The organism is Pseudomonas sp. R3-52-08, assembly GCF_003851745.1.
Taxonomy (GTDB): Bacteria; Pseudomonadota; Gammaproteobacteria; order Pseudomonadales; family Pseudomonadaceae; genus Aquipseudomonas.
Map to the genome: position 1 here is coordinate 3352284 of NZ_CP027730.1, position 21388 is coordinate 3373671.

Consider the following 21388-nt stretch of genomic DNA (forward strand, 5'->3'; position numbering starts at 1 on the left):
GAGAGCAAGCTCGCTCCTACAGCAACCTACGTTCCGTCTTACAAATCCCGCATACTCATGCGCTCAAGCACTTCAGGAAGAACCTTGCATGACTACCACTGTTCTGGTCCTGGTTGAGACCATCAACGAATACCTGCAAATCATCGAGAGCAATGATTTCCATGTGATCCTGGCGCCGACGCCTGTCGAACGAGCCCAGGCGATCAAGGCCCATGGCGGGCAGATCAAGGCCGTGCTCACCCGTGGCCCGCTGGGGCTGTATGCCGAGGAAATCGCCGCGCTGCCGCTGCTGGAGATCATCTGCGTGATCGGTGCCGGCTACGAACATGTAGACCTGCAGGCCGCCGCCAACCGTGGGATTGTGGTGACTAACGGCGCCGGGGTAAATGCGCCGTCGGTGGCTGACCATGCCATGGCCTTGCTGCTGTCGCTGGTGCGCGGTATCCCCCAGAATGACGCCGCCGTGCGCCGCAGTGAATGGCCAAAGGTGATGCGCCCTTCCCTGGGCGGCAAGCAACTGGGGATTCTCGGGCTGGGCGCCGTAGGCCTGGAGATCGCCAAGCGCGCGTCCCTGGGGTTTGGCATGGAGGTGAGCTACCACAACCGCCAACCCCGCGATGATGTGGATTACACCTACTGCTCAAGCGCCGTGGAATTGGCGCGCACCTCGGATTTCCTGATCCTGGCCACGCCCGGTGGCGCCAGCACTCGCCACCTGATCGATCGCCACGCCCTCGACGCCCTGGGGCCGAACGGCTATCTGGTCAATATCGGTCGTGGCAGCGTGGTGGTCACCACCGACCTGGTGGCTGCGCTGGAACAGCGACGTATCGGCGGCGCCGCGCTGGACGTCTTCGACGACGAGCCCAAGGTGCCCGACGCGCTCAAGCGCCTGAACAATACCGTGCTGACCTCCCATGTGGCCGGCCTGTCGCCCGAAGCCGCCCACGACACCGTGCAACGGGTGGCCGACAACCTGGTGGAATACTTTGCTGGTCGCCCTGTACTGACCCCCGTGACACTCCCGTCGCGCAACCCGTAGCGAATGCCCGCGGCGGGGCCGTACCGCCCGGGTGATTTGCGTGGATCAGGCCCGCTGATCATTCCCCAACACGCTAACCTATTAAGCCGCCCCGACCTTGTCGGTGGGCGGCGCGGCGCATTAGATTAGCCAATAGTCCAAGGCCTTTATAATAAGCAGAAGGGATAAGCATGGCGCTTAACGACCAATCGACCCAGATTCGCCCCGGCGAAGAACTAGATGCCGGCCTGATCGATCCCTACCTCAAGGCCCATATTCCCGGCCTGCACGGCACGCTCAAGATCAGCCAGTTTCCCGGCGGCGCCTCCAACCTGACGTATCTGCTGGAATACCCGGACCAGGAATTCGTGTTGCGTCGCCCGCCATTCGGCCACAAGGCCAAGTCCGCCCACGACATGGGGCGTGAATATCGCATCCTCAACCAGCTCAAGGATGGCTTTCCGTACTGCCCCAAGGCCTACGTGCATTGCACCGATGAAACGGTGATCGGCGCTGAGTTCTATGTCATGGAACGGGTCAATGGGATTATTTTGCGCTCCGACCTGCCGGCCGAACTGGGCCTGGACGCGAGCCGAACCGAAGCGTTGTGCAAAAGCTTTATCGACAAATTCGTCGAACTGCATCAGGTCGACTACACCGCCTGCGGCCTGGCCGACCTGGGCAAGCCCCAAGGCTACGTGGAACGCCAGATCCGCGGCTGGAGCGAGCGCTACGAAAAAGCCCTGACCCCCGATGCCCCGCGCTGGGAAGCCGTGCGCGCCTGGCTCAACGATAAAATGCCGGCCGACCACCCGACCTCCAGCATCGTGCACAACGACTATCGCTTCGACAATGTGATTCTCGACCCGCGCAACCCCATGCAGATCATCGGCGTGCTCGACTGGGAGCTGACCACCCTCGGCGACCCGTTGATGGACCTGGGCAACACCCTCGCCTACTGGATCGAAGCCGCTGACCCCGCGCCCGTGCAGTTGATGCGTCGCCAGCCAAGCAATGCGCCCGGCATGCTCACCCGCCGCCAGTTCGTCGACTACTACGCCGAACGCTCGGGCATCCAGATCGACAATTTCGACTTCTACTACACCTACGGCCTGTTCCGCCTGGCCGGCATCGTGCAGCAGATCTACTACCGTTTCTTCCATGGCCAGACCCAGGACAAACGTTTTGCCCAGTTCATACACATGAACAAGCTGCTGGAACAGATGAGCCTGGCAGTCATCGGCAAATCCGCCCTCTGATAACAATCACAAGGAACCCTTCATGTCCAAGACCCACCTGTTCGACCTCGACGGCAAGATCGCTTTCGTTTCCGGCGCCAGCCGTGGCATCGGCGAGGCCATCGCCAAGCTGCTGGCCCAGCAAGGCGCCCATGTGATTGTCTCCAGCCGCAAACTCGAAGGCTGCCAGCACGTTGCCGACGCGATCATCGCCGACGGCGGCAAGGCCACTGCGGTGGCCTGCCATATCGGTGAAATGGAGCAGATCACCCAAGTGTTCGCCGGTATCCGTGAACAGTTCGGCCGCCTGGACATCCTGGTCAACAACGCCGCGACCAACCCACAGTTCTGCAACGTGCTGGACACTGACCTCGGCGCGTTCCAGAAGACCGTCGACGTGAACATCCGTGGCTACTTCTTCATGTCGGTGGAGGCCGGCAAGCTGATGCGTGACAACGGCGGTGGCAGCATTATCAACGTCGCCTCGATCAACGGCATTTCCCCTGGCGTGTTCCAGGGCATCTATTCGGTGACCAAGGCCGCCGTGATCAACATGACCAAAGTGTTCGCCAAGGAATGCGCCGAATTCGGCATTCGTTGCAACGCGCTGCTGCCAGGCTTGACCGACACCAAGTTCGCCTCGGCGCTGGTCAAGAACGACGCGATCCTGAAGATGGCCCTGGCGCAGATCCCGCTCAAGCGCGTGGCCGACCCCAGCGAAATGGCCGGCGCGGTGCTGTTCCTGGCAAGCGATGCGTCGAGCTACACCACCGGCGTGTCGTTGAACGTGGACGGTGGTTTCCTGTCCTGAGGCCGCCGGGTTTCTTCCGATCGATTTGCGCGTAACCTTGGCGCAGATCGATCTGTCCCAGGATGAAACATGGAACTGCACCTCGTCATCAATGGCCGCAAGGACCTGGCAGCCCAGCTTTACCAGCAACTGCGCGAAGCCATCGCCACCGGGCGGCTGGCAGCCGGCGCGCAATTGCCGCCCAGCCGGCTGCTCGCCGAGCAATTGGGCGTATCGCGCAAAACCGTGTCGGATACCTACGCCACCTTGACGTATGAAGGCCTGCTGGTCGGCAGGATTGGCCGAGGCACTTTCGTCAACGCCTGGGCACCGCAGCCCGACCGTGTACAGACCGCCACCGACCTGGCCTGCGCCGCCAACCTGGGCAAATGGGCGGCGCTGCCCTCGCCGATGCACCACCCCGCCAGCGGCGACATTCTGCGCTACGAATTCATCGGCGGGGCAACCACGCGCAGTCAGTTCCCCCAGGAAGAATGGCGGCGCTGCACCCAGGATGCGTTACGCCGTATCGCCAGGAACAGCGGTTTCTATAGCCAACCGGAGGGCTTGCCGGCACTGCGCGAGGCCATCGCCGGGCATATCGCGTTTTCACGCGGAGTGAAATGCCGCGCCAGTGACATCGTGGTGACCAATGGCGCGCAACAGGCGCTCGACCTGATCGCCCGCGTGGTCCTCGAGCCAGGCAGCATCGTCGCCATGGAAGACCCTGGCTACAGCCCGGCGCGCCAGTTGTTCGTGGCGATGGGGGCGAAGGTCGCCAGCGTTCCGGTCGATGCACAGGGCATTCAGGTTGACCAGATCCCCGAAGGCACGCGGCTCGTCTATGTGACGCCGTCCCACCAGTTTCCGCTCGGCATGCCCATGAGCCTGGCGCGGCGCAAAGCCTTGCTGGACCGCGCGATCGAACTCGGCGCGATCATCATCGAAGACGACTACGACAGTGAGTTCCGCTACCAGGGCCGCCCCACCGACTCCCTGCAAAGCCTGGACACGCGAGGCGTGGTGACCTACGTCGGGACCTTCTCGAAAACCCTGTTGCCCGAGTTGCGCCTGGGCTACGCGGTGCTTCCGCCGGCGATCCATGGCGCCGTGCTCAAGGCCAAGCAACTGACCGACCAGCACAGCTCCACCCTGCCGCAATGGGCGCTGGCCAAGTTCATCAGCGAAGGCTATCTGCTCAAGCATATCCGCCGCTGCCACAGCGTGTATGCGGGGCGCCGCGAACGAATCCTGCAGCGCCTGGCGGGCGACCTGTCGCCCTGGTTCGAGGCGGTGCCGACGGTGGCCGGGTTCCACTTGGCGGCACTGTGCAAAGTGCCGGTGGGCATCCCGCTATTGATGCAGCAGGCGCGTGAGGTGGAGGTGGGTTTGTACCCCCTGGATGGTTTTTTCCACGACGTTGCGCCACGCGCGGGGCTGATTCTCGGCTTCGGTGCCATCGAAACCCTCGATATCGACCCGGCGCTGGATAGGGTGCGCGACATCCTGTTGCGGATTGGCTAGGGGGTTTTCCGGCGGATTGGTCATTGGTCGATCCTGCCCCCAAGCGTAGGGTGAACAGGTCTCCAACCCCGTGGAACCCCATCATGAAACGTCTGCTCGCCACCGCTGCGGTACTTGCCTCGCTCACGGCCTACGCCCATGAGCCGGTGTACAACAAGGAAACCCTCAAGGTGCTGCAGGAGCACGCCTTGACCAACATGCCCGGCAAGAAAACCCTCATGCTCACCGTCGATTACGCCCCCGGCCAGGCCACCGTGCCCCACAGCCACACCGGCACTGCCGTGGCTTATGTGCTGGAAGGTGCAGTCACTTCAAGGGTCAACGATGAGAAAGCCGTGACCTACAAGGCCGGCGAGTCGTTCTACGAGCCCGCCGGTTCACGGCACTTCGAATCGAGCAACGCCAGCCAGACCCAGCCTGCCAGGCTGCTGGTGGTGATGGTGCTGGACGACAAGGCCGAGGTGCTGACGCCGCTTGCCCGATAAGCTGCACCGGGATAAAAATGTGGGAGGGGGCTTGCTCCCGATAGCGGTGTATCAGTTGGCTTACTCAGCGACTGACACACTGCCATCGGGGGCAAGCCCCCTCCCACATTTTGAAGGGTGTGATTCAGTAAGATTGGCCGTGTATGTCAAGCAAGGCTCTTGCTGACCACCTCGAACACATCGCTGGACAGCTCGCCCGCGCCCAGGATGCGCTCCAGTTCCGCCTTCATCAGCGCTTGCCGCGCGGCGTCGTATTTACGCCAGCGCGTCAGCGGTGCCAACTGGCGCGACGCAATCTGTGGGTTCAGCGTGTTGAGCTGGATCACCAGGTCCGCCAGGAAGCGGTAGCCCGAACCATCCGCCGCATGGAAGTTGATCAGGTTCTGCCCGGCAAAGGCGCCAATCAGGGCGCGCACTTTGTTCGGATTCTTGATGGTGAACGCCGGGTGTTCCATCAACGCCTTGACCCGCGCCAGCCCGCCCGGCAGGGTGCTGCCGGCCTGTACGCTGAACCATTGGTCCATGACCAGCGGGTTGTCCTTGAAGTTCTCGGCAAACACCGCCAGCGCCTGGGCTTTTTCCGCTTCGAATGGTGAGTTCACCAACACGGCCAGGGCCGTCAGGCGCTCGGTCATGTTGTCGCTGGTGTCGAATTGGTCCAGCGTCGCCGCCAGCACTTCAGGCTTGCCGCTGAGCATCAAATAGGACAATGCGATGTTCTGCAGGGCACGCCGGGCAAAGTGCTCGGCCTCTGCCACGTAGGGCGTTTTCCGGGACAGGTCACGGTTGGCCTGATAGCGCAGCCACAGCCCTTCGAACAGGTTGTCGGCCAGTTGCTTACGGGCAAATTCGCGGGCGGCGTGGATCGCATCGACATCCGCCACTTCACTGATTTCGGCCAGGTAGGCTTCGCTCGGCAACGAGAGCATCTCGGCGACCATGGCCTGGTCCAGGCGCTCGTCGCTCAATACCGTGCGCAACGCGTCGACCAGGCGTTGATCGAGCTTCAGCGGTTGCCCGGCCTGATGCTGGCCGATCAGTTCCTGCAGCACCTGCACCGACAATTGCTGGCCGGCGTCCCAGCGGTTGAAGCCGTCGCTGTCGTGCTGCATCAGGAACATCAGTTGGTCGCGGTCATACGGGAAGCTCAGCTTCACCGGTGCCGAGAAGCCACGCAGCAGTGAAGGCAACGGTTTTTCCGCGACGTCAACAAAGGTGAAAGTCTGCTCGGCTTCGGTCACCGAGATCACACGGGAGGTACCGCTTGCCGTGGCTTCACCTTCCAGGCGCAAGGCGATACCGGCGCCCTTGTCGTCCAGCAGACCCAGCTCAACCGGGATCACGAACGGCAGTTTTTCCACCTTGTCCGGGGTTGGCGGGCAGCTCTGGCGGAAGGTCAGGCTATAGGTCTTGGCCGCCGCATCAAAGGACTCGCTCACCGCCAAACGCGGCGTGCCGGCCTGGCTGTACCAGCGCTTGAACTGGCTGAGGTCGACGCCGTTGGCATCTTCCATGGCCTTGATGAAGTCATCGCAGGTCACGGCCTGGCCGTCGTGGCGCTCGAAATACAGGTCGCTGCCTTTGCGAAAGCCTTCGGCGCCGAGCAAGGTGTGGAGCATACCGACGACTTCCGAACCCTTTTCGTACACGGTCAGGGTGTAGAAATTGGAGATTTCGATAAAACTGTCCGGGCGCACCGCGTGGGCCATGGGGCCGGCGTCTTCGGCAAACTGGTGGGTACGCAGGTACGCCACATCCTGGATGCGCTTGACCGTGGCCGAGTTCATGTCGGCGGAAAAGCCCGAGTCACGGAACACGGTAAAGCCTTCCTTGAGCGACAGCTGGAACCAGTCGCGGCAGGTCACGCGGTTGCCCGACCAGTTGTGGAAATATTCGTGGGCGACGATCGCTTCGACACGCTGGTGGGCGGCATCGGTGGCGGTTTCGGCGCGGGCCAGCACGGCGCTGGAGTTGAAGATATTGAGGCCCTTGTTCTCCATGGCGCCCATGTTGAAGTCGTTGACCGCCACGATCATGAAGATGTCGAGGTCGTACTCACGGCCGTAGGTCTCTTCATCCCAGCGCATGGATTTTTTCAGGCTGGTCATGGCGTGCTGGCACTTGTCGATGTTTTCCGGCTCGACGTAGATGCGCAGCGCAACTTCGCGCTGGGTCATGGTGGTGAAGCTGTCTTCGACACACCACAGGTCACCGGCCACCAGGGCAAACAGGTAGGCCGGTTTCTTGAACGGGTCTTCCCAGGTCGCCCAGTGCCGCCCGTCTTCGCCGGGGCCGCTGGCAATCGGGTTGCCGTTGGACAGCAGCACCGGGTAGCGATGCTGCTCGGCGATCACCGTGGTGGTGAACACGCTCATCACGTCCGGACGGTCGAGGTAGTACGTGATCTTGCGGAAGCCTTCGGCCTCGCACTGGGTGCAGAACATGCCACCGGATTTGTACAGGCCTTCGAGGGCGGTGTTGGTTTCTGGGTGAATCTTGACCGTGGTGTCGAGGGTGAAGGTTTCGCGCTGTGGCTGCAGCGTCAGGTGGCTGTCGGTCAACTGGTAATCAGCGGCCGTCAGTGGCTGATCGGCGAGGTTGACGCTCAGCAGTTCCAGTTGCTGGCCGTCCAGCACCAACGGCGGCAGCCCGGCGCCGCGCTCGGGGTTGCGGCGCATCACCAGCTGCGCGTGGACCAGGCTGTGGTCCTCGAACAACTCGAAGGTCAGGTGCGTCTCGTCGATCAGGTAGTCCGGCGCCTGATAGTCCTTCAGGTAAATCATCTTCGGTTGTTCGGTGCGCATGGGTGGCATCCCTCTACTGATGCACGGCGAGCTGGTAGGCCGTGTATTTACGAATATTGATCACGCCGGTATCGAAGATCAGGTATTGGCCCTTGATCCCCAGCAGCGTGCCTTCGGCAATCGGATTCTTATCCAGGTTGAAGCTGACGATCTTGGCCGGGTACTGCTGCACCGGGTAACGGATCTCGATCGGTTCGATGTCGGCAATGGTTTGGATGGCCTGTAGGCCAAAGCGTTCCTGCAACCCCAGCAAGCCTTCGGCGCAGGAGGCGAACAATTCATCGCGTACCTGCCTGAGGTCGACCGATTGCGCATCGCCCTTGAGCAGCGCGCGCCAGTTGGTCTTGTCGGCCACCTGGCTGCGAAACAGATCCTCGACAAAGCCCGATTGCTGGCGGGTGGCCACGCGCATGATCGGCAGCGCCTGGCTGGCACCCTGGTCGAGCCAGCGGGTCGGCAACTGCGTAGCGCGGGTGATGCCGACCTTGATCCCCGACGAGTTGGCCAGGTAGACCACGTGGTCGGTCATGCAGAAGGTTTCACCCCAACTCGGATCGCGGCAGGTACCAGCGTCGTAATGGCAACGCTCGGGGCTCATGATGCACAGGTCACACTGGGCCAGCTTGGTCATGCATGGGTAGCAATAACCCTGGCTGAAGCTGTTTTTGGTCTTGCGCCCGCAATGGCTGCAATGAATGGCACCCAGGTATTCCAGGCGGATATGGGTGCCGATCAACGGGTTGACCGCAACCTCGGTGTCGCCAAGACGAAACGCGTATTGAACGGTCGGCTCACCGAGTTTCGCCGACATTTTGCTGACTGCACCGCGACCGATTTCAATCAATGGATCGCATCCGACTTGAACAGGATGTTTGGCACCGGTGCCGATTTCGACGCGCATTCCTGCGGGCCCATATAGCCGGTGCGCTGGTCTTCGGGCAGGTTCTGCAGTTCCCAGGCGATCATCGCTTGCAGCGACAGCTCGCGCTGTTCGGCGGTGAGCTTGCGGCCGTCGGACCACTTGCCGATTTCCACGGCGAGCTTAAGGCTCTCGTAGATGTCCGGGGTGATGTTTTCGATCATTTCAGCAAAAGAGGACATAAGGCTCTTCCTTATCAAATAGCCGATTTGCGACGGTTGTACAGCCCGCCCAGCAAACCGGTCAGGCAACCGATAACCAAGCCGCCCACATGGGCCGCGTTGGCGATTTCGCCGAAGCCGATCATCGAGACCAGCCCCGACAGGCAGAGCACCAGCCACACCAGCATCATCACCAGCACCCCACGGGGCAGGCGATACGCCGGGTTGGGCGAGAGTAGTTGAAAGATCCAGCAATGCCCCAGCAGGCCATACAACACGCCGGACAAACCGCCAAACAGGCCCGGGCCGCCGTACGCATACTGCGCGTAATTGGAGACCAGGCTGAACAACAGGGTCAGTCCCAGCAGGTTGATGCTGCCCTGGCGCGCTTCGATGCGCCGGCCCAGCTCCCAGTACCACATGCCATTCATGGCCAGGTGCAGGATGCCGAAGTGAATCAGCATTGGCGTGACCAACCGCCACCACTGCCCGGACGCCAGGCTGTCGGCCAGCGGCGTGAACTGGATGTATTCGCCCAGCACCCGGAACGGCAGGAAGGTCAGCCAGGCCATGGTCTGCAGGTTTTCGCCAAGCAGCGTCACCGCACCCACGATGAGGCTGGCCAACAGCACCAGTGCCGTGACCGGGCTATGGCGTACCTGCTGGACAAACCCTGGCCGCGCCATGGGCGCCTGTTCGGGAATATCCAGTTGCTGGTCCGGGTCACCGGCGGGAAAGCGTTGGTACAACACGCGCACATCGTCGCTGATGCTCTCGGGCACCCACAGCACTTGTTCGCCGGCTTCCTCGCTGACGCGATGAGGCACCTGCATGCGTTGCAGCAACTTGACGAAACCGCCCAGGTCGACGCTCAGGGGCAGGCGCAATACAGCCACGGTACTCATTGACTAACCTCAGGTCGCTCAACGTCGACCCAGACGAATTTATGCGGATCCAGTTGGGTTTCCTGGTCCAGGCGATACGCCACCAGCTTGCCGTACAGCACCGCGCTGTAGTCCAGGCAGGCCAGATTCGGGCGGATCGGTGCCGGTTTGCCGCTGCGCCAGTAATGGCCGACGAACAACAGCGGCTCGTCGACGCCATAGCGCAGCAGGGAATTTTTTTCAGTGGAGGACAATGGCGTGCGCGCCACCGGCTCGGGCAAGGCATCGGGCTGGAACACGATGTCGCCGTAGGTCTTCGGGTCGTCTTCCCAGAATTTGGTGCGAAAGAACGAGCGCGTCAGGCCATCGCCACCGGTCAGGGTGAGCCCGTGGGGCAAGCGCATGTCGGTGCCGCGCAACAGGCGATCGAACGCGTTGCAGGCGAAACTGCCCGGTACGGCGGCGGCCTGCAGGAAATGCTGATCGATGCAGCCATCCGGGAACGTGGCGCGCAGCGGCTGGATGAACCCCTCATCCCAGCACGCATGCACCACCCGGAAACGCCCGGCGTCGACAAACAGCGGCATGTCGTAGAACCAGCCGAGGAAGTCGTGCCAGTCGGCCGGGTGCTGCTCGAACTGGGTCAGGGTTTCCTGGATCAGCCGCGCATGGCGTGGGGTGTGCTCGCGCACGAATTGCTTGCCGCTGCCCGGCGGTGCCGGCGTGGTCCAACCCAGCGCATTGAACTCATGGTTGCCCATGATGCACAGCGCCTGACCGGCCTCGGTCATGTCGTGGACGATATGCAGCGCTTCGCGAATGCGCGGGCCACGGTCGATGATATCGCCGAGAAACACCGCCATGCGCGACGGGTGGCGCCAGGTGCCGCCCTGCTTGTGGTAACCCATCTGGTCGAGCAAGTGCTCCAGCGTGTGGGCGCAACCGTGCACGTCACCAATCAGGTCGTAGCTACGCGCGGGATCGAGCATCAGTCGCCTCCACCCCCCAAGCGGCTGCCCCAGCCCAGCTTGGTGCGGCACACTTCGTAGTAGTTGTGGTCCAGCGGGTGGATCAAGCGCAACTTCTGTGCCTTCTTGCTCACGGTGATGGTGTCGCCGGGAGCGCAGGTGAAATGGTTCTGCCCGTCGCAGGACACTTGTGGGTAGATTTGCATATCTTTGGACACCACGATCTTCAGCTCACTGTTGCCATCGACCACAATCGGCCGACTCGACAACATATGGGGGTACATCGGCACGATCACAATGGCGTCGAGCTTGGGGTGCATGATCGGGCCACCGGCCGACAGCGCGTACGCGGTTGAGCCGGTCGGCGTGGCGACGATCAGGCCGTCGGCCTTCTGGCTGCACACGAACTGGCCGTCGATATACAGCTCGAACTCGATCATCCGCGTGGATTTGCCCGGATGCAGCACCACGTCATTGAGCGCATCGCCCTGGCCGATGGCTTCGCCGTGGCGGCGTACTTCGGCCTGCAGCAGGAAGCGGTTTTCCACCAGGTAATGGCCGTCGAGCACCTTGGCCACTTCGACTTCCAGCTCATCCGGACGGATATCGGTGAGAAACCCCAGGCTGCCACGGTTGATCCCCAGCACCGGCACGTTGTGCCGCGCCAGCGCCCGGGCTGCGCCGAGCAGGCTGCCGTCGCCGCCGACCACGATGACCATGTCGCACACTTCGCCGAGCATTTTGCGCGAAGAAGTCTGCAGGCCGTGGCCCGGCAGGATTTCGCCGATGGTGTCTTCGAGGATCACATGCAGGTGGCGTTCCAGCAGGAATTTTTTCAGCCGGCGGACGGTGTCCAACACCTGGGTACTGCCCAGGCGACCGATAATGCCGATATTGCGAAATTGCTCCATGGGGCTCCTGCGGGCATAGGGGTGTGGCAAAAAGAAAGGATTATGGGCGAAAGGCCGGCTCAGGCAAAATCCTTTGTCGCCGCCCAGCCTTGATGACAATGGTTCTCAGGCGGTTCCCAGGCGGTTCTCAGCACCTGCACGCAACGTAAGAGGCTATGCTCGCACCATGACTCTGTTCCCCGACTTGCACGCCCTGCCCCGCCAACTGCGACACCCCGAAGTGCGCGACCTGGCGTGGGTGATGCTAGCGCCACCGATGCTCGCACACACGCCTTGGCCGCAGCGCCATCCGCTGGCTGGCAGTGACTGGGTACAGGCGCCGCAGTTGCTCGAAGCCTGGTTGCGTGCGCTCGATCAGGACAGCAGCGCGCTGCAGCAATGGCTGAGCCTGGCGCGCACCCGGCGTCTGGGCCTTTATTATGAGCGCCTGTGGCAGTTCGCCGTGCAACATGCGCCGGGCGTGGAGCTGCTGGCGGCCAACCTGCCGATCCGCCGCGCCGGGCACACCCTGGGCGAGTTGGACATGCTGCTGCGAGACCGCGATGGCGTGCATCACCTGGAGTTGGCAATCAAGCTTTATCTGGGCCCGCAGGCTGGCAACGGCCGCGACACGGCGCAGTGGCTGGGGCCGGGTTGCCATGACCGGCTCGACCGCAAACTGGCGCACCTGGCCCAGCATCAACTGCCGATTTCGGCGCGCGCGGAAAGCCGTGAAGCGTTGGCGGCGCTGGATATCCAGCAGTTCGATGCGTACCTGTGGCTGGGTGGATATCTGCTGTATCCGTGGCCGGGCCAGGCCGAATCACCCCATGGCGCCCATCCGCAGCATTTGCGTGGGCGGTGGTTGCATCAGCGCGATTGGCCGGACTTTGTCAGCGCGAGCGCGGCAGGTCGCTGGCAACCCCTGCCCCGGCATGCCTGGCTGGCGCCGGCGCATTACCCGGCAAGCGAGGTGTGGAGCGAGGAACAGATGCAGGGCTGGCTGGCAGACCTGGACCCGATGGCGCCGGCGCAGTTGTTGGTGCGGCTGGTGCAGAAGGGTGAGGATTGGGAGGAAGCCGAGCGGCTGTTTCTGGTGGCGGATCTATGGCCGAATGTGCCGGGGGCTGGCTGATAGAGCGTGGGGGTCTGCGAGTGCCTCATCGGGGGCAAGCCCCCTCCCACAGGGGAATGCATTCCAAATGTGGGAGGGGGCTTGCCCCCGATGGCGGCTGGCCAGGCACTACACATCATCGATATGCCGATAATCCAGCTGCAACCCGATAGCCAGCTCTCGCGCCCGCCCCAGCCTGATCGGCCCGCGTTCGATATCCACCAGCACCCCCGGACACTCCAACAGCGCCAACCCATCGATCGCCTTGAGCCGCCCATCGGTCACCACCAGCACCCGCTGCTGCTCCGCCGGGTAACGCTTACGCCGCGCCACCAACCAATGGGCCGCCTCGCTCAAGGCTGCCAGCAACGGCGTACCGCCACCGGCGCCTAGCTGTTCCAGCCAATCCGCCAAGCCTTTCGAGGCCTTCAAGCCCTGCACCTGCCACTGCGGCGATTGCCCGCTGGCGGTCAACAACGCCAGGCGCGCCCGTTGCCGGTAGGCGTCATCGAACAGCTGCGCCAACAGGCCCTTGGCATCGCTCAACGCCCGGTACCGTCGGGTGGAGGCCGAGGCGTCGACAATCACCAGCCACAGCTCATGGGCCGAACGGCTGCGCAGGTGCCAGCGCAGATCCTCACGACGCTGCGGCCGGCCACCGAGCAAGGTGCCCGGCCAATCGATCTGGCCCTGCCCTGCGCTGCGCGCCTTGCCCTGCTTGCCATTGTCCAGTCGCCCCGCCTTGGGCCGGGCATCCGCCCCCGCGTCAGGTCGGGGGCGAATGCCTAGGGCTTTTTTGGCCAGGTGGGCACATCGCGACGGGAACCGGTGGTCAGGGCCGGCGCAGGCATGTCGCCCCATTGGCCTTGGCCCGGCGAGGTATCCGAGGGTTGCGGCGACTGCCCTGGATTCGGCGGGCTGGCCGGTGGCGACTGTTCCTGGCGCCGGTGACGCAAGGCAAATTCCGCAACCGCTTCAATGTCTTCTTCGGCAATCCTGTCAGCGCCCCGCCACGCGGCATGAGCGCGGGCGCCACGCAGCCAGACCAGGTCGGCGCGCAAACCGTCGACGCCTGCGGCAAAGCAGCGTTCGGTAATCTGCGCCAAGGCGTGATCATCCAGCTCAATACCGTCCAGCCGTGCCCGCGCCTGGGTGCAACGCTCGCGCAGCGCCGCCTGCGGCGCATTCCACTGCTGACAGAACGCAGCGGGATCACGGTCGAAATCCAGGCGGCGACGAATAATCTGCCCTCGCTCGGTGGGCAGCGTTTGCCCACTCAACGCCACGTTGAAACCAAAGCGGTCGAGGAGCTGTGGACGCAACTCCCCCTCCTCCGGGTTCATCGTGCCGATCAGCACAAACCGCGCCGAATGCCGATGGGAGATGCCGTCACGCTCGATCAGGTTGGTGCCGCTGGCGGCCACGTCCAACAACAGATCGACCAAGTGATCGGGCAACAGGTTGACTTCATCGACATACAACACGCCGCCATCGGCCTTGGCCAGCACGCCGGGGGAAAACTGTGCGCGGCCCTCGCCGAGCGCGGCGTCCAGGTCCAGGGTGCCCACCAGGCGCTCCTCGGTCGCGCCCAGGGGCAAGGTGACGAACTGCCCACTGGCGAGCAGGTCTGCCAGGCCACGGGCCAGGGTGGACTTGGCCATGCCGCGCGGGCCTTCGATCAGCACGCCGCCGATTTGAGGATCGATCGCGGTCAGGCACAGCGCCAGTTTCAGCGCGTCGGCACCGACCACGGCGGCCAGCGGGAAATGCGGAATATCGGTCATCAGCGGTCTTCTTCTATATCCAGCAACAGGTTTTCCAATGCTTCGCGGTAGGCGCCCGGCGCTTGCCACATGCCGCGCTGCTGGGCTTCGAGCATGCGCTCGGTCATGTCGCGCAGGGCGGCGGGGTTGTGTTGTTGCACAAAGGCGCGGGTATCGGGGTCGAGCAGATAGGCGTCGGCGAGCAACGCGTACTGGTGATCGTCGATCAGCGCCGTGGTGGCGTCGAAGGCGAACAGGTTGTCCACGGTCGCGGCCATTTCAAACGCGCCTTTATAGCCGTGACGCTTCACGCCCTCGATCCACTTCGGGTTGGCCGCGCGGGAACGAATGACTCGGTTGAGCTCTTCCTTCAAGGTGCGGATCTTCGGCAGGTCCGGCTGGCTGTGGTCGCCATGGTAGCTGGCGGCCTTGGCGCCGCTCAGGGTTTCCACGGCGGCGAGCATGCCGCCCTGGAATTGATAGTAATCGTTGGAGTCGAGCACATCGTGCTCACGGTTGTCCTGGTTCTGCAACACCGCCTGCACCTGGCTCAAGCGCTGGGCGAACTGCTCGCGGGCAGCGGTGCCTTCGTCAGCGCCGCCATAGGCGTAGCCGCCCCAGTTCAGGTAGACCTCGGCCAAGTCTTCGCGGCTTTGCCACAGGCGGCCGTCAATCGCACCCTGCACGCCCGCGCCATAGGCCCCCGGCTTGGCGCCGAAAATGCGCCAGCCGGCCTGTTTCGCCGCAGCCTCTTCATCCAGGCCCGATTCGCGCAAGGCCTGGCGCTCACTGCGCACCTTGGCGGCCAGCGGGTTCATGTCGTCCGGCTCGTCCAGGGCGGCGACCGCTTGCACCGCCGCATCGAACAGGCGGATCAGGTTGGCAAAGGCATCGCGAAAGAAGCCGGACACGCGCAACGTCACGTCGACGCGGGGGCGATCCAACAGGCTGATCGGCAGGATCTCGAAGTCATCCACGCGCTGGCTGCCGGTGGCCCAGACCGGCCGCACGCCCATCAGCGCCATGGCCTGGGCGATATCGTCGCCGCCAGTGCGCATGGTGGCCGTGCCCCACACCGACAGGCCCAACTGGCGCAGATGGTCGCCGTGGTCCTGCAGATGCCGCTCAAGCAGCAGGTTGGCCGACTGGAACCCAATGCGCCAGGCCGTGGTGGTCGGCAGGTTGCGCACGTCCACCGTGAAGAAATTGCGCCCGGTGGGCAGCACATCCAGGCGCCCGCGACTCGGCGCGCCGCTAGGGCCGGCCGGCACGAAGCGACCGCTCAAGGCGTCCAGCAGGCCGCGCATTTCGGCCGGGCCGCAGGCATCCAGACGCGGCGCCACGACCACGCGCAGGCTTTCGACAACAGCCTTCACGTCCTCCCAGCCAGGTTCCTCCAACTCTTCCAGCGGCCCTTCCAGCGCCTGCTCGATCAAGCGCGCCGCGTACAGCTCCAGACGCTCGCGGGTGTCGCCGGCGGTGCGCCACACCTGCGCGTCGACCTCACGCAACACCTCGGGCCGACGCCCGGTCCACGGTTCGGCGAGCGCGCAGTCCAGGGGGTCGAAGCCCAGGTCGAACGCCTTGGCCAGCACCCGCAACAGGCTTGATTGCGCGCCACGGCCATCGCCCCGGGGGATGCGCAACAAGGCCAGCAAGGTATCGATGCGCAAGCGCCCTGCTGGCGACTCGCCAAAGATGTGCAGGCCGTCGCGGATCTGGGATTCCTTCAAGTCACACAGGTAGGTATCCAGGCGCGGCAACCAACTGTCGGCATCGGCATTGCCGTCCAGCTCAAGCTCCTGGTCGATATGGGTTTCGCGCACCAGCTTGAGAATGTCTTTCTGCAGTTCCAGCGCGCGTCGTGGGTCGAGCAACTGCGCTTCATAATATTCGTCGGCCAGCAGCTCCAGGTTGCGCAGCGGGCCGTAGGTTTCGGCGCGGGTCAGGGGCGGCATCAAATGGTCAATGATCACCGCCTGGGTGCGACGTTTGGCCTGGGCGCCCTCGCCGGGATCGTTGACGATAAACGGGTAGATATTCGGCAGCGGGCCGAGCAGCACGTCCGGCCAGCAGGTTTGCGACAGGCCCACGCCCTTGCCCGGCAGCCATTCGAGGTTGCCGTGCTTGCCCACGTGAATCAGCGCATGGGCGCCGTAGGTATGGCGCAGCCAGAAATAGAACGCCAGATAGCCGTGGGGCGGCACCAGGTCGGGGTCGTGATACACCGCACTCGGGTCGACCTGGTAACCGCGCGCGGGCTGGATACCGACGAAGGTTTGATCCAGGCGCAGGCCGGCGATCATCAGGCGACCGTTGCGGCACATCGGGTCCTGATGGGGCGCGCCCCAGCGCTCCAGCACCGCCTGGCGATTGGCTTCGGGCAGGCGTTGGAACATCGCCGCGTAGTCGTCCAGCGCAAGGCTCTGATGACACGGGCGCAGGTCGAGGCTGTCGAGGTCGTTGGTGACGCCGCCCAGCAACGCATGGATCAAGGCCGTGCCGCTGTCCGGCAAGGTGGCAGGCACCGGATACCCTTCGGCGTGCAGCGCGCGCAGGATATTCAGCGCCGCCGCCGGCGTGTCCAGGCCCACGCCGTTGCCGATACGGCCGTCGCGGGTGGGGTAGTTAGCCAGGATCAAGGCCACGCGCTTGTGCGCATTCGGCACCCGCGCCAGCTCGACCCAGCGGCGCGCCAGTTCGGCGACAAAATCCATGCGTTCAGGCGCGGCGCGGTAGCACACCACGTCCGACTGGCTGCGCTCACTGCGCCAGGCCAGGTCCTTGAAGCTGATCGGCCGGCTGATGATGCGCCCGTCCAGCTCCGGCAAGGCGATGTGCATCGCCAGGTCGCGAGGGCCCAGGCCTTGTTCACTGGCCTGCCAGCCGGGCTGGTTGTCCTGGGCGCAGATCGCCTGGATCACCGGGATATTGCGGCGAAACGGGCGCAGATGCGGCGCTTCGGGGCTCGATTGAGCAAAGCCGGTGGTGTTGAGGATCACCGCCGCCTGCACCTCATCCAGCAGGTCTTCGACCACCGCCAGGCAACCGGGCTCTTTCAAACTGGCGACTGCGATCGGTAATGGGTTAAGGCCCGCCGCCTGCAGGCGCTGGCAGAACACATCGATAAACCCGGTATTGGCGGCCTGCAAGTGCGAGCGGTAGAACAGCACCGCCGCCACCGGAAAATCAGCGTGCCACTGCGCCTGCCAATCGGCCAGGTAAGCGTTGGCGGTATGCGGGAGGTAGATCGAGGTGCGCGGCAAGCTCTGCGGCTCAGCCCAGGCATAGTCGCGCCCCAGATAGCCGGCGGCCAGGCAGCGATAGAAATCCAGCGCGTTACCCAGGCCACCCTGGCGCAGAAACTGCCACAGCCGGTCACGCTCGGGCGCCTCCACGCTGCTCAAGCCGCTGAGTTCCGGGTCTGGGCGATCATCCCCCGGTACCAGGATCAGCGTGACGCCACGCTCCGCCAACGCCACCAGACGCTCGACGCCATAGCGCCAGTAACCGATGCCGCCGTGCAGCGAAATCAGGATGACCTTGGCGTGGCGCAGCACGTCGTCGACGTACAGGTCGACCGAGCCATGGTTCTGCACCTGCATCGGGTTGGCCAGGCGCAGGCTGGGGTAATCCTCGGGCAACTGCCGGGCCGCCTCGGCAAGCAGCGCCAGGCTGGAATCGCCGCTGCACAGGATCACCAACTCGGCAGGGGTTTGGCCAAGGTCGGCGATGTTGTCGTCCGCGACGAAGCCACCGGGCTGGGTCCTGAGCAGGTGCATGGGTCAGGCGCTGATGGCGGCGCGCAGTTGCGCTTCAAGGCCTGCCGCGTCAAGCGCCTGGCCGATCAGCACCAGGCGTGTGGTGCGTGCCTCACCGGCGCCCCAGGCACGGTCGAAATGCTTGTCGAAACGTGTGCCCACGCCCTGGATCAGCAGGCGCATCGGTTTGTTCGGGATGGCGGCGAAGCCCTTGACGCGCAGGATGCCGTGCTGCACCACCAATTGCGTCAGGGCGTCGAGCAGTAGGGCTTCGTCGGCTGGCGGCAGGTCGATGGAGATGGAGTCGAACGCGTCGTGGTCGTGATCGTCCTCACCATCATGATGATGGTCGTGATGGCTATGGCGCGCGTCGATATGCTCCTCGGAGCCGGCGCCCAGACCGATCAGCACGTCCAGTGGTACGCGACCGCTGCTGGCTTCGATGACTTTCACCGCCGGCGGCAACTCCTCGGCCACTTCCAGGCGCACGCGGGCCAGGTCTTCGGCGCTGATCAGGTCGGCCTTGTTGAGGATCACCAGGTCGGCACTGGCCAGTTGGTCGGCGAACAGCTCGTGCAGGGGCGACTCGTGGTCCAGGTTCGGGTCGAGCTTGCGCTGGGCGTCGACCTGGTCCGGGAACGCGGCGAAGGTGCCAGCGGCCACGGCCGGGCTGTCGACCACGGTGATCACCGCGTCCACGGTGCAGGCATTGCGGATTTCCGGCCATTGGAAGGCCTGGACCAGCGGCTTGGGCAGGGCCAGGCCCGAGGTTTCAATGAGGATATGGTCGAGGTCGCCACGCCGGGCCACCAGTTCGCGCATCACCGGGAAGAACTCTTCCTGCACGGTGCAGCACAGGCAGCCATTGGCCAGCTCGTACACGCGGCCGTTGGCTTCTTCTTCGGTGCAACCGATGGAGCACTGCTTGAGGATGACCCCGTCAATGCCCAGCTCGCCGAATTCGTTGACGATCACCGCAATGCGACGGCCTTGGGCGTTGTCGAGCATATGGCGCAGCAGCGTGGTTTTGCCCGAGCCGAGGAAACCGGTAACGATGGTGACGGGGAGTTTAGCCAGTGTTTTCATCGGATGCCCTTTGGGGCGGGCATACGGGACGATAGGCCCTGCGACGGCGCGCAGCAGCGGATTTCGTCACCGGATCACCCCGCCCGGTTGAATTGAAAAATCGATTGCGAGGCAGGTCTCCTGGCTTGGGGCTTGCGGATCTTGCGACCGGCGCCGACTGCGCCTTCCCGCCGGATCGGCAGTGGCGTGGCAGTCAGTAGAACCCTTCACAGTTGCGGGGGCAGCCGCGGCTTGAACCGCGTTCCCTTCTTAGCTTCGGCCTGGGCCGAAGAACCTCGAAGGTGCAAGGCTACAGGGGCTCGCAGCATTTGACTACCGTCCCCGGCCCATGCTCTCCTACCCATCTTGTTTCGGGTGCCCTTCACAGGGTGAAACGGGAAACCGGTGCGCCATAGAGCTATGGCAAGTCCGGTGCTGCCCCCGCAACGGTAAGCGAGCGAAGCGTCAAATCCACTGTGCTGTGCATGGGAAGGAGATGCTTGACAGGCCAAGCGCCCCTCGCAAGCCCGGAGACCGGCCCGAAAAATTCAGATAACAAACCCGCGGTGGGCGGGCGCTGTTCAGAACCCTGCGTGCCCGGCTCGCGGGGTTTTCATGCGCTCGTTTCACCCTGACACCCAGAAGGGACGCGCCATGTCGATCATCAGCAGCACCTCGCACACCGCCAGCAACTCCGCCACCCTGGGCCAACGCCTGACCGCCGCCATCGGCGCGTCGATCCTCGGCGCGTGCCTGGTGTATTTCGCCGGTTTCTCGCACATCGAAGCCGTGCACAACGCTGCTCACGATACCCGCCACAGCGCCGCGTTCCCGTGCCACTGAGACCTGCCGACATGATCAAGCGTATTGCCCAAACCGCAGGTTTCACAGGCTTGCTGGCCGCCCTGCTGCTGACCCTGCTGCAAAGCTTCTGGGTCGCCCCGCTGATTCTGCAGGCGGAAACCTTTGAAAACGCCCCGGCAGCCACCGAACCGGCGCATGAACATGCCGCAGGCGCCGCCGCCCACACCCACGATGCCGAAGCCTGGGAACCGGAAGACGGCTGGCAGCGCGTGCTGTCCACAACCGGTGGCAACCTGGTAGTTGCCGTCGGGTTCGCCCTGATGCTGGCCGGCCTCTACACGCTGCGCGCACCGACCCGCACGGCCCAAGGCCTGCTGTGGGGTCTGGCCGGTTACGCGACCTTCGTGCTGGCGCCGACCCTGGGCCTGCCGCCAGAGCTGCCGGGCACCGCTGCCGCTGACCTGGCCCAACGCCAGATCTGGTGGGTCGGTACTGCCGCCTCTACCGCCGCCGGTATTGCGCTGATCGTGTTCGGCCGCAACTGGCTGCTCAAAGTGCTGGGCGTGGCGATCCTGGCCGTGCCGCATGTGGTCGGTGCGCCGCAACCGCAAATGCATTCGATGCTCGCGCCAGAAGCCCTGGAGGCCCAGTTCAAGATCGCGTCGCAGCTGACCAACGTGGCGTTCTGGTTGGCACTGGGCCTGATCAGCGCCTGGCTGTTCCGCCGCAACCGCGACGATCAATACTCGGCATGACCCTGGTGGTCGGCCTGGGCTGCCAGCGCGGTTGTGATCTTCACACTCTGCTGAGCCTCTTTGACACCGCCCTCGCCGAGGGCGGGATTGAACGCCAAAGCATTACCGCACTGGCAGGTATCGACCTCAAGCGCGAGGAACCGGGGCTGCTCGCCCTGTCCCGATTGCTGGGCTTGCCGTTGCAGTGTTTCAGCGCTGAACAACTGGCCGCCTATGAAGATCGGCTGAGCCATAAATCGGCCGTTGCCTTTACGCATACCGGCTGCCATGGGGTCGCCGAAAGCGCTGCCCTGGCCCTCGCCGAACATCTCGCCAACGCCCCCGCACGCCTGCTGATCACCCGCAAAAAAACCGCCCAGGCCACCTTTGCATTGGCCTGCACCGGCTAAAACCTCGATAATCGTCCGTTCCGATCATGAGCAATCTTCATGCTCGCCCGTTT

General features: G+C 63.9%; 19 protein-coding genes and 2 riboswitches. Of the genes, 9 read left to right on the forward strand and 10 right to left on the reverse strand.

All coding sequences use genetic code 11. The features are described 5' to 3' along the window. Positions 1 to 88 precede the first annotated feature (88 nt). The 5 genes from C4J91_RS15270 to C4J91_RS15290 all read left to right on the forward strand — a co-directional run bounded on the left by C4J91_RS15270 (position 89) and on the right by C4J91_RS15290 (position 5058). Positions 89 to 1042 (forward strand): 2-hydroxyacid dehydrogenase, encoded by a 954-nt coding sequence (locus tag C4J91_RS15270; protein ID WP_124363100.1) that lies wholly within the window; start codon positions 89 to 91, stop codon positions 1040 to 1042. Between the two features lie 170 nt (positions 1043 to 1212). Then, positions 1213 to 2280, forward strand: a complete 1068-nt coding sequence (locus tag C4J91_RS15275; protein ID WP_124363101.1) for a phosphotransferase family protein — start codon at positions 1213 to 1215, stop codon at positions 2278 to 2280. Positions 2281 to 2302: 22 nt separating this feature from the next. Then, complete coding sequence (locus C4J91_RS15280) at positions 2303 to 3070, forward strand: SDR family oxidoreductase (protein ID WP_124363102.1); 768 nt, start codon at positions 2303 to 2305, stop codon at positions 3068 to 3070. Between the two features lie 69 nt (positions 3071 to 3139). Further along, entirely contained in the window at positions 3140 to 4573 is a 1434-nt protein-coding gene (locus C4J91_RS15285; protein WP_124363103.1) for a PLP-dependent aminotransferase family protein, read from the forward strand. Between the two features lie 83 nt (positions 4574 to 4656). Beyond that, positions 4657 to 5058: a cupin domain-containing protein gene (locus C4J91_RS15290; protein ID WP_124363104.1), complete on the forward strand. Its 402-nt coding sequence runs from the start codon at positions 4657 to 4659 to the stop codon at positions 5056 to 5058. A gap of 146 nt (positions 5059 to 5204) precedes the next feature. On the opposite strand, the gene pepN is transcribed toward C4J91_RS15290, so the two are convergent. From pepN to C4J91_RS15320, 6 genes are read right to left on the reverse strand one after another with little or no spacing between them, the layout of a single operon-like run. Beyond that, entirely contained in the window at positions 5205 to 7862 is a 2658-nt protein-coding gene (gene pepN, locus C4J91_RS15295) for an aminopeptidase N (protein WP_124363105.1), read from the reverse strand. A gap of 13 nt (positions 7863 to 7875) precedes the next feature. Beyond that, entirely contained in the window at positions 7876 to 8706 is an 831-nt protein-coding gene (locus C4J91_RS15300) for a DUF2797 domain-containing protein (RefSeq protein ID WP_164484543.1), read from the reverse strand. After that, complete coding sequence (locus C4J91_RS15305; protein ID WP_065895393.1) at positions 8703 to 8963, reverse strand: YeaC family protein; 261 nt, start codon at positions 8961 to 8963, stop codon at positions 8703 to 8705. Before C4J91_RS15305 ends, C4J91_RS15300 begins: the two co-directional genes overlap by 4 nt. Before the next feature lie 14 nt (positions 8964 to 8977). Next, complete coding sequence (locus tag C4J91_RS15310; protein ID WP_124363107.1) at positions 8978 to 9847, reverse strand: rhomboid family intramembrane serine protease; 870 nt, start codon at positions 9845 to 9847, stop codon at positions 8978 to 8980. Next, positions 9844 to 10818 (reverse strand): metallophosphoesterase, encoded by a 975-nt coding sequence (locus tag C4J91_RS15315; RefSeq protein ID WP_372237504.1) that lies wholly within the window; start codon positions 10816 to 10818, stop codon positions 9844 to 9846. The genes C4J91_RS15310 and C4J91_RS15315 overlap by 4 nt, the downstream gene beginning before the upstream one ends. Then, positions 10815 to 11705 (reverse strand): NAD(+) kinase, encoded by an 891-nt coding sequence (locus tag C4J91_RS15320; RefSeq protein WP_057725186.1) that lies wholly within the window; start codon positions 11703 to 11705, stop codon positions 10815 to 10817. The genes C4J91_RS15315 and C4J91_RS15320 overlap by 4 nt, the downstream gene beginning before the upstream one ends. 166 nt (positions 11706 to 11871) lie before the next feature. Here C4J91_RS15320 and C4J91_RS15325 point away from each other — a divergent pair, with 166 nt between their 5' ends. Beyond that, positions 11872 to 12819 carry a DUF1853 family protein gene (locus tag C4J91_RS15325; protein WP_124363109.1) on the forward strand — a complete coding sequence of 316 codons (948 nt, stop codon included), beginning with the start codon at positions 11872 to 11874 and terminating at the stop codon, positions 12817 to 12819. Between the two features lie 108 nt (positions 12820 to 12927). Here C4J91_RS15325 and C4J91_RS15330 read toward each other — a convergent pair whose 3' ends face one another. From C4J91_RS15330 to cobW, 4 genes are read right to left on the reverse strand one after another with little or no spacing between them, the layout of a single operon-like run. Continuing rightward, on the reverse strand, positions 12928 to 13530 hold the full coding sequence (locus C4J91_RS15330; protein WP_124365162.1) for a VWA domain-containing protein: 603 nt from the start codon (positions 13528 to 13530) through the stop codon (positions 12928 to 12930). Between the two features lie 53 nt (positions 13531 to 13583). Continuing rightward, positions 13584 to 14582 (reverse strand): ATP-binding protein, encoded by a 999-nt coding sequence (locus C4J91_RS15335; RefSeq protein ID WP_124363110.1) that lies wholly within the window; start codon positions 14580 to 14582, stop codon positions 13584 to 13586. Next, on the reverse strand, positions 14582 to 18343 hold the full coding sequence (gene cobN / locus C4J91_RS15340) for a cobaltochelatase subunit CobN (protein WP_124363111.1): 3762 nt from the start codon (positions 18341 to 18343) through the stop codon (positions 14582 to 14584). The genes C4J91_RS15335 and cobN overlap by 1 nt, the downstream gene beginning before the upstream one ends. 3 nt (positions 18344 to 18346) lie before the next feature. Further along, positions 18347 to 19408, reverse strand: coding sequence for a cobalamin biosynthesis protein CobW (gene cobW / locus C4J91_RS15345; RefSeq protein ID WP_124363112.1), 1062 nt, complete (start codon positions 19406 to 19408; stop codon positions 18347 to 18349). 92 nt (positions 19409 to 19500) lie between these two features. Continuing rightward, a riboswitch (cobalamin riboswitch) is annotated at positions 19501 to 19701 on the reverse strand. Positions 19702 to 19743: 42 nt separating this feature from the next. After that, a riboswitch (cobalamin riboswitch) is annotated at positions 19744 to 19945 on the forward strand. A gap of 96 nt (positions 19946 to 20041) precedes the next feature. On the opposite strand from cobW, the gene C4J91_RS15350 reads away from it, so the two are divergent. The 3 genes from C4J91_RS15350 to C4J91_RS15360 are packed head-to-tail and all read left to right on the forward strand — an operon-like array spanning position 20042 to position 21335. Beyond that, the gene (locus C4J91_RS15350) at positions 20042 to 20230 is read left to right on the forward strand and encodes a CbtB domain-containing protein (RefSeq protein WP_124363113.1); all 189 of its coding nucleotides are present in this window, start codon (positions 20042 to 20044) and stop codon (positions 20228 to 20230) included. 11 nt (positions 20231 to 20241) lie between these two features. Continuing rightward, positions 20242 to 20946 carry a CbtA family protein gene (locus C4J91_RS15355; RefSeq protein WP_124363114.1) on the forward strand — a complete coding sequence of 235 codons (705 nt, stop codon included), beginning with the start codon at positions 20242 to 20244 and terminating at the stop codon, positions 20944 to 20946. Further along, positions 20943 to 21335 carry a cobalamin biosynthesis protein gene (locus C4J91_RS15360; protein ID WP_124363115.1) on the forward strand — a complete coding sequence of 131 codons (393 nt, stop codon included), beginning with the start codon at positions 20943 to 20945 and terminating at the stop codon, positions 21333 to 21335. Before C4J91_RS15355 ends, C4J91_RS15360 begins: the two co-directional genes overlap by 4 nt. The last annotated feature ends 53 nt before the right edge of the window (positions 21336 to 21388 follow it).

What these genes read in the sequence shown, in the direction of transcription:
- C4J91_RS15270 (WP_124363100.1), top strand. Translation starts at nt 89, where the DNA reads ATGACTACCACTGTTCTGGTCCTGGTTGAGACCATCAACGAATACCTG.
- C4J91_RS15275 (WP_124363101.1), top strand. Translation starts at nt 1,213, where the DNA reads ATGGCGCTTAACGACCAATCGACCCAGATTCGCCCCGGCGAAGAACTA.
- C4J91_RS15280 (WP_124363102.1), top strand. Translation starts at nt 2,303, where the DNA reads ATGTCCAAGACCCACCTGTTCGACCTCGACGGCAAGATCGCTTTCGTT.
- C4J91_RS15285 (WP_124363103.1), top strand. Translation starts at nt 3,140, where the DNA reads ATGGAACTGCACCTCGTCATCAATGGCCGCAAGGACCTGGCAGCCCAG.
- C4J91_RS15290 (WP_124363104.1), top strand. Translation starts at nt 4,657, where the DNA reads ATGAAACGTCTGCTCGCCACCGCTGCGGTACTTGCCTCGCTCACGGCC.
- pepN (WP_124363105.1), bottom strand. Translation starts at nt 7,862, where the DNA reads ATGCGCACCGAACAACCGAAGATGATTTACCTGAAGGACTATCAGGCG.
- C4J91_RS15305 (WP_065895393.1), bottom strand. Translation starts at nt 8,963, where the DNA reads ATGTCCTCTTTTGCTGAAATGATCGAAAACATCACCCCGGACATCTAC.
- C4J91_RS15310 (WP_124363107.1), bottom strand. Translation starts at nt 9,847, where the DNA reads ATGAGTACCGTGGCTGTATTGCGCCTGCCCCTGAGCGTCGACCTGGGC.
- C4J91_RS15320 (WP_057725186.1), bottom strand. Translation starts at nt 11,705, where the DNA reads ATGGAGCAATTTCGCAATATCGGCATTATCGGTCGCCTGGGCAGTACC.
- C4J91_RS15325 (WP_124363109.1), top strand. Translation starts at nt 11,872, where the DNA reads ATGACTCTGTTCCCCGACTTGCACGCCCTGCCCCGCCAACTGCGACAC.
- C4J91_RS15335 (WP_124363110.1), bottom strand. Translation starts at nt 14,582, where the DNA reads ATGACCGATATTCCGCATTTCCCGCTGGCCGCCGTGGTCGGTGCCGAC.
- cobN (WP_124363111.1), bottom strand. Translation starts at nt 18,343, where the DNA reads ATGCACCTGCTCAGGACCCAGCCCGGTGGCTTCGTCGCGGACGACAAC.
- cobW (WP_124363112.1), bottom strand. Translation starts at nt 19,408, where the DNA reads ATGAAAACACTGGCTAAACTCCCCGTCACCATCGTTACCGGTTTCCTC.
- C4J91_RS15350 (WP_124363113.1), top strand. Translation starts at nt 20,042, where the DNA reads ATGTCGATCATCAGCAGCACCTCGCACACCGCCAGCAACTCCGCCACC.
- C4J91_RS15355 (WP_124363114.1), top strand. Translation starts at nt 20,242, where the DNA reads ATGATCAAGCGTATTGCCCAAACCGCAGGTTTCACAGGCTTGCTGGCC.
- C4J91_RS15360 (WP_124363115.1), top strand. Translation starts at nt 20,943, where the DNA reads ATGACCCTGGTGGTCGGCCTGGGCTGCCAGCGCGGTTGTGATCTTCAC.